The sequence below is a fragment of the Leptolyngbya sp. CCY15150 genome (assembly GCF_016888135.1).
In the GTDB taxonomy this organism is placed as follows: domain Bacteria; phylum Cyanobacteriota; class Cyanobacteriia; order RECH01; family RECH01; genus RECH01.
Window position 1 is genome coordinate 56,553 of sequence record NZ_JACSWB010000113.1, and the last position, 14,548, is coordinate 71,100.

Consider the following 14,548-nt stretch of genomic DNA (forward strand, 5'->3'; position numbering starts at 1 on the left):
CGGCACTTCTGCAACAAGATGTCGGCACAGATGCTACCAAATTTTCCAGGGGGCTTGACCGCTGTGCCAGAGTTTTTCGAGGTAGTTTTTGTCCCGCAACGTATCCATGGGTTGCCAAAATCCATCATGGCGGAAAGCAGAAAGTTGTCCATCATGAGCAATTTTCTGGAGGGGAGTATGCTCCCACATCACCGAGTCTTCGCCAGCATCATCGGGCACATAGTCGATCGCTTCAGGCTCCACAACAAAGAAACCTGCGTTGATGTAGGCACCATCGCCCTCAGGCTTTTCCTGAAAACTATCAATCTTGGTTTGCCCTTGAGCTAATTCAATCGCACCAAAGCGTCCAGGGGGTTGGACAGCCGTTAACGTCACTAAGGTTTTTTGCTCTTTATGAAACTTAATCAACTCAGTGATGTTAACGTTACTGACCCCATCTCCGTAGGTAAAGCAGAAGGTTTCCTTACCAATGTATTCGCGAACCCGCTTGAGTCGCCCTCCGGTCAGCGTGGTTTCACCCGTGTCGGCTAGCGTGACCTTCCAGGGTTCTGCTTTGGCTCCATGAATATTCATTTGGTTGTAGCGCATGTCAAAGGTGACATCAGACATGCGTAAGAAGTAGTTATTGAAAAATTCTTTGATCACATAAGCCTTATAGCCGCAACAAATCACGAATTCGTTGATGCCATGGGCTGAGTAGACCTTCATAATGTGCCACAAAATGGGCAACCCACCAATTTCAACCATGGGCTTGGGTCGAATACTGGTTTCCTCACTGAGACGAGTTCCTAACCCACCTGCGAGTATTACTGCCTTCATTCTAAACTTGCCTCACATTGTGTCAGTTGTGGATAGTGACGGACATGGGCTAGAACCAAGATCGGGGCAAGACGACCCAAGCAGCGATCGCACCTGACCCAGATTCTTTTCAACCTTAATTGCGCTAACCCAGAAAAACGCAATCACATTTTGCTTGTAAAGCTTGGCATATTTTTATGGGTATGGCATCCCCTTTCCCATGGTGCTGATGTGAAAACGTCCTTATAGCTGAGCCGAAAGGGCATTCCTAGTATTCACTGGTCTTCATGCAACTCCGTAAAACTACTGTTCAGCATTGACCTAGACGGTTCATGGGCGATAGCTCGTGGGTGACGATGGATGGTTCCTCTATAAAAGTGCTGGGTTATGATCCATGATGCAGCAACCAGGTTACACAAGAGACGGATCAATCCTGAAACGCCTAGGCAAGGTGCAGTTAGTCATGAGTCCTAGCTGAATCATATTTGATACGACTTATAACTTCAATATCAACGAAGCGCCAAGTTTTTATGAAGTAACTTTACTTGATCTTTAAACTAGACCTACCGTAGTTCTACTTAGTGTGAGGAAAAACCTGTCTTCTTGCTGGTTCTTATGCGAGATTGAGCCCAAGGCTGTGTGAGGTTGAGCCATAAGATAAGGGCTGGGCGATCGCCCTCGGGACAATCCGGGGGGTGTTTAGGTAAAGGCACTAGTCCATAGGCTGGTTTCTAGAAGCCTGCATGTCGGTCTCAATGACATCTAGAGTCTTCATGGCCAGACGTTTTGCCTCTAGTTTCCAGCCCCAGCGCTGCACGGAGAAGGCTACGTAGAAGCCAATGCCCGTCGCTAAAAAGTCGAGGGGTTGGGAGGCAGAAATGCCAAAGAGCAGGCCTAATCCGCCAATGCCCCAAAATGGGAGTGCGACCAGTTGGCGGTTGTTTTCAACTAACTTGGCCGGCAGACTTGTGGGAATCTGGGCAGCGATCGCCGCCCGCACGTCTTGCTGTTGAGGATAGGGCACGGTTAACCCAAATTTTGGCCGTAGTTTTTCGATTTTGCGTGCTTCAGTGCTGTATTCGGTCAATTCATCCTCAGCCATCATGACGAGCTGCTGTGCATAATCCATGGCGGTATACCAAACCCTTTGCATGACTATCCTAGGGCTGAGGTGCCCCATCCTTCAAGCGTTAAGCGGAGAGGCTGCGAGATAGAATAGACATGGACGCAACCCCTAGTTTTAGCCCATGATCAACAACACAGACTGATGCAATGTTCAGAAAGGTCGTAATAACACGTATGAACTTCTTGCAAAACTAAGTCAAAATTAATACAGACATAGTTCCTGATTTCATTCGCGACAAAGCTTTATCATTAGCATCTGCGCACCTATCCCAAGCATTGCCTATCATCACAGTAAGCTGATCATGGGCTTATAAAGATTATCCCTTGAACCCCATACCTGATGACCTGCTTGGCATCATCAGGATTCCTGTATAGTAGTAAGACTACGTAGGAATTTAGGGGCGATCGCCACCCAGATTGTAAAGCCGTGACACGCTGCTTCCATAGTTGTACTGATTTATAGATGAGGGCAGTTGTATCAAAACTGGTTGCGTACAGCGTTTAGTCTATCAACCCACTACGATTGTAGAACTACCATCTGCGTGACGTGTTTGCGGCACCCTATATACTGATTGTCCTTGTTTATGTCTGATTTGCACTCCCATTTAACGGCTGACATCCTCGTGGTGGATGATATTCCCCATAACCTTCGCCTGCTCTCTAGGATGTTAGACATGCAAGGCTACAATGTCCGCTGCACCACGAGCCCTCGCATGGCCTTACAAGCAGCCAAGACCAAGCCACCTGACCTATTGCTGCTGGATGTCAAAATGCCGCAGATGAGCGGCTATGACCTATGTCAACTGCTGAAACGGGATGAGCAAACCCAGACAATTCCGGTCATCTTCATCAGTGCGCTGGATGAGCTGGCTGATAAGCTGCGGGGGTTTGAGGTGGGAGGGGTTGACTATGTGACGAAGCCGTTCCATGAAGCGGAAATCCTAATGCGGGTGAAAACGCAAATTACGCTGCAGCAGCAGCGGAAACAGCTTTTGGATCAAAACCAAAAGCTCACCCAGGAAATTCAGAAACGGCAGCAAACGGAAGTGTCGCTGCAGGCCAGTGAAGAGCAGTATCGAAATCTAGTCGAGCAGACCAGTGACTGGATCTGGGAATGTGATGCAAATTTGCAGTTGACCTATACGAATGCTCAGATTGCTTCTATCCTGGGGTATTCACTGGAGAGGGCAATCGGGCTTTCCTTCCACGACCTAATGGCGGAGGATAGCTATGAGAGCTTTGTGGATGCCTTGAAGCACTTATCGGGCGATCGCGCTTCGACGCAGCTTGAGGTGGGTGTACGGCACGTTTCAGGCGATATTGTTGAATTTGAAACCAGTGGCTTGATGCGACTCGATCCCCAGGGAGTTTTACAGGGCTATCGCGGGATTGCTCGCGATATCAGCCGCCGCAAGCAGGTGGAGCATGAAATTCGCCAGGCACTCAGCCGCCAGAAGGAAATCAACGAGTTTAAGTCTCGATTTGTGTCGGTGATTTCCCACGAATTTCGCACACCGCTGACGGTGATTCAGTCGTCAGCCGATATCCTGCAAAATATTCCCTGCACCGAGAGCGATCGCGAAGAACTGCTGACGCGGATTCAGGCGGCCGTCAACCATATGACGCTGTTAGTGGATGATGTTGTCGTCGTCGGGCAGGCTGAGGCCGGCAAGCTAAAATCTGTGCCGACCCGGTTAAATTTAGAGCAATTTCTGCGAGATCTACTGCGGGAGTTTGAGGTGTTGACCCAGCCTAACCACAGGATCGACTTTTCTAGCACGTCGGCGTCAATTGAGCTCTCCGTAGATCAAAAGCTATTGCGCCAGACGATTACGAACCTGGTATCTAACGCCATTAAGTATTCTCCCGGCGGTGGGGCGATCGCCATTCATCTCAAGCGGCAAAACCATGATGCCATCATTGAGGTCAGCGATTCTGGGATCGGTATTCCTCCTGAGGATCAAGAGAACCTGTTTGAATGCTTCCATCGAGCTCAAAACGTGGGCACCATTCCCGGCACTGGCATTGGTTTGTTTATTACGCGGGAATGTGTCCGTTTACACCAGGGTGATATTGACGTGCGCAGTCAAGTAGGACAAGGCACAACCTTCACCATTCGGTTTCCCATGGAGCCAGATGATGTTCCAGATGATTTAGTTTAGCTCTCTGTCTTTAGGGGGTGGTGAAAGATGGATGGTGATTTTTCTTTGAGCCCAGAAATCTGGCTTGACTTCACCTCATCTTCATAGTGCAATCGGTCAATCATCCGGCGTTGCCTGATTAAGACGATGAAATTAGGGTATTGCTGAACCAGGAGGTGAACCTCCTAACTACAGGATCTAAACCTCTAGGCAAACTATTGCGGAATCATCCTGCTATTCAGCAAAGGTGATGTCAACGTTGACTTGGGATGCTTGAAAGATTGTCCTGGAGCCAGGTTCAACATGACATCGCGATTGGTATTGGCTAAGCTTTGACCATGGTCTGGTATGGATCATGGCTAGATCTGGGTACCCTTCTAAAGAATCGACGGATAGAAACGGTAGGAAACGTTCATGGCAGTCATCGTCGGGTTGATTAAACTAACGCTGTATGGGCTGGTCTTCTGTACTCCCATTCTAGGAGTATGGTTGGTCTCCTCCTTGGTCGCGTTTACCAATGGCCCCATGGGGCTCACCATTTTTTCTGGACTGCTCTTTTTTCCACTGCTGCCTATTCTCTGGGATTTATGGGCTCAGCGCAAACGGCGATCGCAGCCCGGTATTCTCACATGGGGCGATCGCATTACGCTGCGTACCTTGGTGTTAAATGTCGTATTCATCTCAGCATTGTTGGCGTTAAGGCCAGAGACGGCTTTCCTCGCCCTTGCTACTCGGGGTGATTGGATGCTCGATGGGCGATCGGGGCAGCCAGTAGAATGGGTGCGGCAATCGTTGTTTAAGACAGCCGGTGGCTTGGAATGGCTTTACTCATCCGTGCGCCAAAATCCCTATCACCAAGATGCGCCAACGATTCGCCCTCGCCCTACGGACTTAGGACAGACCACCTCCCCAAGGCAGCCTACCAGTTCAGAACAGACCGCCTCCCCAAGTACACCGTCGGTGAGTCAAGCTGCCTCGAACTGGCCTTGGACTGGGATGGGTTTACATCCAGCAGTTGCCCAGATGCCAGCCAATGTTGAAACCTCGATTGCATCTGTAGCTCAATACATTGCTCAGCAAGAACCTGATCCCATGCTGCGCATCAAGGCTCTCCATGATTACGTTGCTGATCGGGTTGCCTATGATGTGCCTGCATTGCGGAATCCTAGCACCCGCCCGCCCCAGGATGCGACTACGGTGTTTCAAACCCATAAAGCTGTCTGTGAAGGTTATGCCAGACTGCTGGTTGCCCTAGGGGAGGAAATTGGCGAAACGATTCTCTATATTTCAGGAGATTCTCGCAGTTTGAGTAACGACTTGAGTGGTCAAGGTCATGCCTGGAATGCAGCTCAGATTAACGGCAATTGGTACCTTCTAGATGCCACCTGGGACAGTGGTTTTGTGGATGATACGACCTTTACCAAGGCCTATAAAACAGATTATCTATTTCCGCCGGCAGATGTGATGGTGATGAGCCATTTACCAGAAGATCCAGCTTGGCAACTGTTGGCTAAACCCCTATCCATTGGCGAGTTTTTACGCCAGCCGATGCTGCGCCCTAGCTTCTTTGCCCAAGGACTACGCTTAATCTCTCCCGATCGCTCCCAGTCCCATGTGGAACGAGAGGCCACGATCCAGCTCGAAAATCCTGACCAACGCTGGATCATGGCGTCCTACCGCCGCAAAGGCAGTCAGCAGCAAGAGCGATGTAATGATGAAACTTCCCAAGGGCCAACGGTTACCTGTGCCTTACCCAGTGCTGGGACGTACCACGTTATGCTATTTGTTGGCGATGAAGCCTATGGATCGTATTCATCTGTTGGACAATTTGAGTTTAACCGCCAGTCTTAATCCTTGATCATTGGGTCGTGCTCAAACTTAGTCAGGATAGTGGAATGAAATCTCTGATTCTTAAGGTTTCCAGTGATAGACAGCATGACATCTTGAAGACCGATCGGCTAAGTGATGGGTGGAAAACAACGAGGATCATGCAGGCTAGCCTTTTCTGGGGCGCGGGGAAACCAAAAGGCGGTGCGTTTGCAAACTTCTACCAGCATCAGCATGACGGGCACTTCAATCAAAACACCAACCACCGTTGCCAGGGCAGCTCCGGAGTTAAGACCAAATAGAGTGACGGCCGTAGCGATCGCCACTTCGAAGTGGTTGCTTGCGCCAATCAAGGCGGCTGGGGCGGCGTCTTCGTAGACCATATTCAGTTTCTGAGCCGCTAGATATGATAGCAAGAAGATAAAATTAGTTTGCAGAAATAGAGGAACTGCAATCAGTACGATATGAAAAGGATTGCGAACAATCAGATCGCCCTTGAAGGCAAAGAGTAAAATCAGCGTGATCAGCAGGGCAATAACGGCAATGGGGCTGAGGTAGTTCAAAAATACCTGCTCAAACCAGGCTTTGCCTTTATGACGTAAAATCCAGGTGCGAGATAGGGCTCCTGCCAGCAGCGGCAATCCCACATAGATCAGCACCGATAAGACAATCGTTTCCCAGGGCACCGTCAGGTTATTGGCGGCTAAGAGCCAGCGTCCTAGGGGAGCATATAGGAACAGCATAGCCAAGGAGTTGATGGCCACCATCACTAGGGTATGCCCCTGGTTGCTAAAGGAAAGATAGCCCCACATCAGCACCATGGCCGTACAGGGGGCGATGCCGAGAAGAATCGTGCCAGCGATATAGGAGTCGGCGATCGCTAGGGGCGTGCCTCGCACCAGTTCTGACCCTTCGATCAGGGGACGGAACAGCCAGCCTAGAAAAAATTGGGCGAAGGCTACCATGGTGAAGGGCTTGATGAGCCAGTTCACAACGAGAGTGAGCATTACAGGACGAGGGGTTTGGGCTGCTTTCTTGGCCTGGGAAAAGTCAATCTTCACCATGATGGGATACATCATGAAAAAGAGGCAGATGGCAATGGGCACAGAGACTTGATAGATACTCATCGCGTCGAGAGCCTCGGCGATCCCTGGAAAGACTCGTCCTAGGGCAATTCCAGCCCCAATGCATAACAAAACCCAAAGGGTGAGATATCGCTCAAAGGCGTTGAGGCTACCCCCAGCCTGGACGGCAGGGCTTGGACGATCCGGTTTCTCTGTGGTCATGCGGTCACCCATGATATAAACGATCCAACATCATCAAGCGGTAGCCCCAGGTAGGGCCGTCGATCGCTTGGCAGCAAACGTTGCGATCGCTGCCGATTACAACCAGCTCAGCGATCGCTTACTCTTAGTCAAATCAAAAAAAGTTGTTTTGTCAACCATGTCCCAACTTGAGAGCATGGGAGCACCTAGGGAGAACGGCAGTCTGCTCCTCGGGTTAATCATCGCTGCAGGATCGAGAGGGGCGCGGGGTAGCCTGTCTTAGGTTGGATAGATACTGTTCTAGTCGGGCAATTTCAGGGAGGTTGAGGCTGTAGTAGCTCCATTTACCCTCTTGCCGCGATCGCAGCAGTCTGGCTTCTTTCAAGGTTTTGAGGTGGAAGGATAGTTTAGACTGGCGCACCTCTAAGCGATCGCATAAATCGCATACGCAGAGTTCTTGCTGGCGCAGTAAATCTATAATCTGGAGGCGTAGGGGATCAGAAAGGGCGTGAAACCCTGAACAGGCACTGGTGTTGAGTTCAATGAGGTCTGACATAAGCCCATTTTCCCGACGATAGCGTCTCTATCCTAAACGTCTTTATCCCAATCCCACCGCCCAACATGCTGCCCAAAAAACAGCGATCGCCCTGGAGGTGCCAGAGCGATCGCTTGAGGTTATATCACAACCCGATGATGCTTAGGAGGCGGCTGCCGCTTGGCGCTCCTTAGCTTCCTTAATCACCTCTTCTGCCACATTGCTGGGGCAAGGTGCGTAGTGATCAAAGGACATGGAGAACTGACCGCGACCAGAGGTCATGGTACGCAGGTCGCCGATGTAGCCAAACATTTCGCTCAGCGGTACATCTGCCCGAATCCGAGAACCCGTGGGGGTGGGGTTTTGGGACTTGATCATGCCCCGGCGACGGTTTAGGTCACCAATCACATCACCCATGTAGTCTTCTGGCGTGAAGACATCCACATCCATGATCGGCTCTAGCAGTTGAGGGCCAGCCTTAGGAACGGTTTGGCGATAGGCAGCTTTAGCCGCAATTTCAAAGGCGATCGCCGACGAGTCAACTGGGTGGAAGGCTCCATCGGTGAGAGTTACCTTCAAATCTACGCAGGGGAACCCTGCCAACAGACCCTTGACAATGCTGGTCGCAAAGCCTTTTTGAACCGCTGGCCAATATTCCCGAGGTACGTTACCACCGGTCACCTTCGATTCAAACTGGAAGCCGGTACCCGGTTCACCCGGTTCGATGATGTAGTCGATCTTGCCGTACTGACCAGAACCACCGGACTGCTTCTTGTGGGTGTAGCTGTCGGCAATCTGCTTGGTGATGGACTCGCGGTAGGCCACCTGAGGACGACCCACTTCCACCTCAACACCATAGGTACGCTTGAGAATGTCAACCTTAATGTCAAGGTGAAGTTCACCCATCCCTTTAATGATGGTTTCACCACTCTCTTGATCGGTTTCCACTTGGAAGGACGGATCTTCCTGCACCATCTTGCTCAGGGCTAAGCCCATCTTCTCATCACCACCCTTCACCTTGGGCTTCACGGAGATGGAAATCACCGGCTCAGGGAAGACCATGGGCTCAAGGGTGGCAGGATTTTTGGGATCGCAGATGGTGTGACCGGTCTGCACGTTCTTCATGCCCACGATCGCCACGATGTCACCAGCTTGCGCTGTATCGACTTCTTCACGAGAGTTGGCGTGCATTTCCACCAAGCGACCAATCCGCTCGGTTTTGCCGGTAGCTGTGTTGAGGATGGTGTCTCCCTTCGACAGCCGACCGGAGTAGATGCGCGTAAAGGTCAGGGCCCCAAAGCGGTCATCCATAATTTTGAATGCCAACGCTCGCAGGGGTTTTTCGTCATCCACAATGGCAAACTTACCGGTTTCATTACCCTCAAGATCAACCTCAGGCTGAGGCGGCACTTCCATCGGGTTGGGCAAGTAATCGACCACGGCATCTAGGATGAGCTGCACACCCTTGTTCTTAAAGGAGGAACCGCAGTAGGTGGGGAAAAAGGCCAGCTCACGGGTGCCCTTACGAATACAGCCCTTGATTTCATCAATGGTCAGCTCTTCACCCTCTAGGTATTTCTCCATGAGAGTGTCGTCTTGCTCAACCGCCAGCTCAATTAGGGCTTCCCGGTAGGTTTCGACATCATCCACCATATCGGCAGGCACGTCTTTGATGTCGTAGTTCTTGGGATCGCCAGAGTCATCCCAGATCCAAGCCTTGCGGGTGAGCAAATCAACCACGCCGCAGAATTCAGTTTCTCGGCCGATGGGCAGCACCATCACCAACGGCTTAGCCGCCAAAATGGTCTCAACTTGCTTGACGACGTTGAAAAAGTCAGCGCCGGTTCGATCTAGCTTGTTGACATAGATAATCCGAGCGACCTTAGAGTCGTTGGCATAGCGCCAGTTGGTTTCAGACTGAGGCTCTACCCCACCTGATCCGCAAAATACACCAACCCCACCGTCTAGAACCTTTAGGGAGCGGTATACCTCAATGGTGAAGTCTACGTGTCCAGGGGTGTCAATAATGTTGAGCTGGTGATCCTTCCAAAAGCAAGAGGTTGCAGCCGACTGAATCGTGATGCCGCGCTCTTGCTCTTGCTCCATGAAGTCTGTGGTTGCCGCACCATCATGCACTTCACCAATTTTGTGGATTTTTCCCGTGAGACTCAAAATTCTCTCGGTCGTGGTGGTCTTGCCCGCATCCACGTGGGCAAAGATACCAATATTTCGATAGCGCGCGATGTCTTTCTTCATGTCTGATCTCTAGTTCAGTGCGACAAACGATTGTAGGCTCACAGTTAAGGATGACTTAAACGGAGGTTAGGGTGCTTCCATAATCAGCAGAGGGTAGGCTGTAGACGGTAAAAAACCGGCAGCCCGATCCGGCCTTCAGCAATCGTATGAATTATTAAATAATTGTAATGGAATCAAGGCACATCAGGGCTGTTTTCACCGCTTTGGGTCAGCAATCTGAAATGGGTGACCCTAGAACAACGGATACTCGTTAACCGTGAGCGTGTCTAGATACTGGGGAACCATGGGAGGGGGTATTTTTCGCATACTCTTTTATAGTAGCGGCCCATGGGAAAAACGGCGAGGGTCTGCCGTGTCCTGGCGTGATTTTAATATCGAGTAGGCTGAACTCCTTCTTTGCTGTACTATCGTAGACCTTGCTGGTTTACAGGTTTTGGGATGCTGTAATGTTCAGCGTCTCTCAGTATACAGACTATTGGATAGGTAGCCATTACCAATGCTTGGATTTGCCGTCATTTTGGTGGGCTCGCTATGTTTGGCGGCGCAGAACGTATTACTACGGGTTATTTTCTCTGAAAGTCCTATTCTTGGGCAAGGGGTGTGGGGTGGCTTCATTCCGCCGACAGTGGGCAATTCGGTGCTGGTGCTCCAGATGCGATCGCTGCTGATTTTGCCGGTGATGCTGATCCTGGCCCCATGGTTTTATCCGGGTACCCAGCAGGCCTTGAAGGCCTTGGTGAAGCCTGATCAGCGATCGCTCCTGTGGCGATCGCTGATCAGCAGTACATTTTTATTTCTGTCCCTCACCTTTTTGTTTATTGCCATCGCTACCATTCCCGCCGGGACAGCCACGGTGCTGTTTTTCACGCATCCGGTGATCACCGGGCTGGTTTCTTGGCGGCTGTTTGGCGATCGCCCCAGTTGGATACGGTTGACTATGACCGGCACGGTGCTCATGGGTAGTGTGCTGGTGGTGCCGATAGCCGGCGCAATCAGTCCTGACCAAATGTGGCTGGGCGTGGGTGCAGCGCTGGCAGCCTGCGTGACCTACTCGATTCAGGGCGTCTTGGCCCAGACCTGCTTCCGGACAATTCACCCCGTGCCGTTTACCGTGGTGAATTTTGTGGTGATGGCGGTGCTCTCTACCCTGGGGTTACTGCTGGTGACCATTGACGTGCCCGCCGAGTCCTGGGGTGTCCTGTGGGGCATTAGCGCCCTAGCGTCGGCCCTGACCCTAGCAGGGCAGTTGCTCTACAACGTCGGCATTCATCTGGTGAGTGCGGCTCTGATGTCGATTGTGGCGGTGAGTAATCCGGTGTCCACCACGTTGATGGCCTGGATCTTTTTGCAAGAAACCCTCACCCTGCGCCAGGGTATGGGCGTGGGCATCGTGGTTTTGAGTATTGCCATTTTGGGCTACGAAAAAGCCCAGCAGTCCCAGGTACGTTCCAAGGGCTAGGAAGACAGGGGCAGGCCGGCCTGGCAAAGCGGACATTGATCCGGGGCGATCGCGTCCATACCCTCTAGGGGCATGAGAACCTCTACAGGACAGCCCAGATTGACCTCAAACAGACCTTTGGTGACTAAAATGCCGACTCCTACCGGCTCGGCGTCCGCCTGCCTGACAATCTCCAGCAGTTGCTTAGCGGTGCCGCCGGTGGTGGTAATGTCATCCACAACCAAGACGCGATCGCCCTGGCTGAGCTGAAAACCATCAATCAGGTGATAGCGGTGCTGGGTTTGCCGGGCGATGACCACCGGTACCCCCAAGCGCTTGGCCACCTCAAAAGCCAAGATACTGCCCGCCTCATTGGCTCCCAAAACCCAATCGAGGGGGCGATCGCTAAACCGCTGGGCCAAGGCATCGAACACAAACTGCACCTGATCTGGCTGCTGGAAGAGCTTAATGCAGCGAAAAAAACGGCGGGCATGGAGACCACTGGCAAGCTGAAAATGCCCCGTTTGCAGCGCTCCGGTTTGTGCAATTAACTGCTCTAGTTGCACCCTAAACTCTGGGGTCATCAGCATCTCCTAGCAATGAAGGTATAAGGAATAACGGCCGGGCCCGTGGGGGAGACATGCAGGCCAGCACCGCTCAACACCATACCCTAAGACCTATGTGGGGCCAACCTGCTGGCTGCCCTGCTTTGAGAAAGCCTCAACTAAAGGTAATGCTGAATACAATTCCATCCGCCGTTCAAATTCAAGATATGGGGAATAGTTTTGTCGGGCAATCACGATGACGTGGCCTGGGCACAAAAGCAAATCATTGTACGAACAGGTGAGCGGTTAATTCCTATGAAATTGAGTCAACTTCGGCTTCGCAACTGGATGGCATCGGGTCTAGTCATTGCTGCTCTGGCAGGGGTCTCTGCATGCCAAACCCCGACAGAAACGCCCACAGCCGTAGAGGATACGGAAGCCACCACCGATACGGCGGAAGCGACGCCAGAATCGCTAACCACGGTTCGATTTACCCTATCTTGGCTCCTGCAAGGCGTGGATGCACCTCTCACCCTGGCGATCGAGCGTGGCTACTTTGCTGAAGAGGGCTTGGATGTACAAATTGAGCGGGGGTATGGCTCAGCAGATACATCGAGCAAAATTGCCGCCGGTCAGTATGACATGGGCTTTGGCGACATGTACTCGATGATTGAGTTCAACGAGCGCAACCCTGACGACAAGATGATCGTGGTGGCTGTGCCCTATAACAAAGCACCCTTTGCGATTGTTACAACTCAAGATAGCGGCATCAACTCCGTCCAAGACTTAGCTGGAAAAACCCTAGGAGCACCAGCAGGGGATGCGCCTCGTCGCCTATGGCCGGTGCTGGCGGAGGAAGCCGGCATTGATCCCAACTCTGTGGAATGGGTCACCATGGAGCCCAAGTTACGAGAAACTTTCTTGCTGCAAGGCAATGTAGATGCGATCAGCGGTTTCATCTATTCCATGATGCCGTCCCTGTTAGCCGGGGGCAAAACGATGGATGACCTGAATATCTTTTACTACAAAGACAACGGACTTGATTTTTATGGCAACGTTGTTTTGTTGAGGGAAGATTTTCTATCGGCTAACGAAGAAACGGTGCGGGCCTTCTTGCGCGCCTACATTCGCGGCATTCAAGATATGCTCGTTGACCCAGAAGCTGGCCTAGCAAGTGTGGTGGCAGCGGGCGATGAGCTTATGGATCCAGATGCAGAAAAACTCCGGCTGCAAATTGCTTTGGATGAACTGCTGGTGAATGAGGAGGTGGAATCTCTGGGCTTAGGTGCGGTGGATCCAGCTCGTTTGGAGGCTACCATTGCCCAAACCGTGAAGGGATTTGAACTCACGGCTACGCCAGATATTGATACTGTCTTTACGGCCGACTACCTGCCGCCCCTAGAAGATCGGCAAGTGCCACCTGCATCAGAGCGTCAGCCTCTAGAGTAAAACGTTAGCGTTGGGATCACGTACAGCCCCGGTCTAGGTTGTGGCTACTGGGGCTGTCGATCCATCAACCTCTTCCCAAACACAGCAGCGATCGCGTCCTTTTGCCTTGGCTTGGTAGAGGGCGCGGTCAGCCCGCTCAAAAATGTCTTCAACGGCTTTATCCTGAGGATTGTAAGCCGCAATGCCAATGCTCACGGTGAGGGAGATGGGATCAGTTTTGGTGGGAATCGAAAGCTGGCTAGAGATGGTGCGGAGGCGATCGCCTACCTGTCGGGCTATGTTGAGCGGGCTTTCTGGAAGCACAATCACAAACTCTTCTCCGCCGTATCGTCCGAATTGATCCACCTGACGGAGCGATCGCTGAATTGCTTGCGTGAGCGACTTTAAAACCTCATCGCCCACCATATGGCCGTAGGTGTCGTTGATCCGTTTGAAGTGATCGACGTCCAGCATCAGTAAGGTGAAGACTGATCCATAGCGCTGCGATCGCTCAAACTCCCGCTTGGCAAGGTCAAACAAACATCGTCGGTTGAGCACCCCGGTTAATGAGTCGATGGTCGCCATGCGCTGAACCTCTGAAAGCACGAGCTGAAGTTGGTCTCGGGTGTGCTTCAGCTCTAGATGGGTGCGGACGCGGGCCAATAATTCGGCGGAACTAAATGGCTTGGTGACATAGTCCACAGCGCCTAGTTCAAACGCCTTGAGTAGGTGATCTTGCCGATGGCTGGCCGTCAGGAAGATAATGGGAATCTCTCGAAACTCTGGATTAGCCTTGAGGGTTCTACAGACATCCAAACCGCTCATATCAGGCATCATTAAGTCTAGGACAATCAGGTCAGGGCGTGCTGCCTGCACACGCTCTAGGGCTTGAGGGCCGGACGTAGAAAAGGTGGTACCATAGCCCGCCTCATCTAACATAGTCCCTACAATTTTAAGATTTTGGCGGAGATCATCGACAACCAACACCAGAAAATTCTGGGGTTGGAAGGAGGAGGTGAGGGATTCTAAATCGGGACTTTGCATCGTCTTAACCCAAACAGCAGGCACTGAGGCGGAACGGTAGACTATCTATTGTGCCATTTCCGCCACTGCCTTGTCCTGCGCCTCTTCGCTGAACGAGCGGGAGACACAACGGGCCTGACTAGAGTAGGTAATATCCTAGACTATGA

At 51.7% G+C, this 14,548-nt stretch carries 11 protein-coding genes; 4 read left to right on the forward strand and 7 right to left on the reverse strand.

Annotation, left to right across the window (positions count from 1 at the left end; translation table 11 throughout):
* Nucleotides 1-33: 33 nt before the first annotated feature.
* Nucleotides 34-819: a glucose-1-phosphate cytidylyltransferase gene (gene rfbF / locus JUJ53_RS01715; protein WP_204150256.1), complete on the reverse strand. Its 786-nt coding sequence runs from the start codon at nt 817-819 to the stop codon at nt 34-36.
* Between the two features lie 691 nt (nt 820-1,510).
* On the reverse strand, nt 1,511-1,927 hold the full coding sequence (locus JUJ53_RS01720; RefSeq protein ID WP_204150257.1) for a hypothetical protein: 417 nt from the start codon (nt 1,925-1,927) through the stop codon (nt 1,511-1,513).
* Nucleotides 1,928-2,507: 580 nt separating this feature from the next.
* On the opposite strand from JUJ53_RS01720, the gene JUJ53_RS01725 reads away from it, so the two are divergent.
* Nucleotides 2,508-4,085 (forward strand): ATP-binding protein, encoded by a 1,578-nt coding sequence (locus tag JUJ53_RS01725; protein ID WP_204150258.1) that lies wholly within the window; start codon nt 2,508-2,510, stop codon nt 4,083-4,085.
* Nucleotides 4,086-4,478: 393 nt separating this feature from the next.
* Nucleotides 4,479-5,915: a transglutaminase domain-containing protein gene (locus JUJ53_RS01730; protein WP_204150259.1), complete on the forward strand. Its 1,437-nt coding sequence runs from the start codon at nt 4,479-4,481 to the stop codon at nt 5,913-5,915.
* Between the two features lie 107 nt (nt 5,916-6,022).
* On the opposite strand, the gene arsB is transcribed toward JUJ53_RS01730, so the two are convergent.
* The 3 genes from arsB to fusA form a co-directional block, all read right to left on the reverse strand.
* A complete protein-coding gene (gene arsB / locus JUJ53_RS01735) occupies nt 6,023-7,177 on the reverse strand; it encodes an ACR3 family arsenite efflux transporter (protein WP_204150260.1) in 1,155 nt (384 codons plus the stop codon).
* A 214-nt stretch (nt 7,178-7,391) separates the two neighbouring features.
* Nucleotides 7,392-7,712, reverse strand: a complete 321-nt coding sequence (locus JUJ53_RS01740) for a metalloregulator ArsR/SmtB family transcription factor (protein WP_204150261.1) — start codon at nt 7,710-7,712, stop codon at nt 7,392-7,394.
* A gap of 141 nt (nt 7,713-7,853) precedes the next feature.
* A complete protein-coding gene (gene fusA, locus JUJ53_RS01745; RefSeq protein WP_204150262.1) occupies nt 7,854-9,947 on the reverse strand; it encodes an elongation factor G in 2,094 nt (697 codons plus the stop codon).
* Nucleotides 9,948-10,443: 496 nt separating this feature from the next.
* Between fusA and JUJ53_RS01750 the strand changes: the two genes are divergently transcribed.
* Nucleotides 10,444-11,406 (forward strand): DMT family transporter, encoded by a 963-nt coding sequence (locus JUJ53_RS01750; protein ID WP_204150263.1) that lies wholly within the window; start codon nt 10,444-10,446, stop codon nt 11,404-11,406.
* Here JUJ53_RS01750 and JUJ53_RS01755 read toward each other — a convergent pair.
* Nucleotides 11,403-11,969, reverse strand: coding sequence for a phosphoribosyltransferase family protein (locus JUJ53_RS01755; protein ID WP_204150264.1), 567 nt, complete (start codon nt 11,967-11,969; stop codon nt 11,403-11,405). The genes JUJ53_RS01750 and JUJ53_RS01755 overlap by 4 nt on opposite strands.
* Nucleotides 11,970-12,245: 276 nt before the next feature.
* Here JUJ53_RS01755 and JUJ53_RS01760 point away from each other — a divergent pair, with 276 nt between their 5' ends.
* The gene (locus JUJ53_RS01760; RefSeq protein ID WP_204150265.1) at nt 12,246-13,379 is read left to right on the forward strand and encodes an ABC transporter substrate-binding protein; all 1,134 of its coding nucleotides are present in this window, start codon (nt 12,246-12,248) and stop codon (nt 13,377-13,379) included.
* Between the two features lie 33 nt (nt 13,380-13,412).
* On the opposite strand, the gene JUJ53_RS01765 is transcribed toward JUJ53_RS01760, so the two are convergent.
* Nucleotides 13,413-14,402, reverse strand: a complete 990-nt coding sequence (locus JUJ53_RS01765; protein ID WP_204150266.1) for a diguanylate cyclase — start codon at nt 14,400-14,402, stop codon at nt 13,413-13,415.
* Nucleotides 14,403-14,548 lie beyond the last annotated feature (146 nt).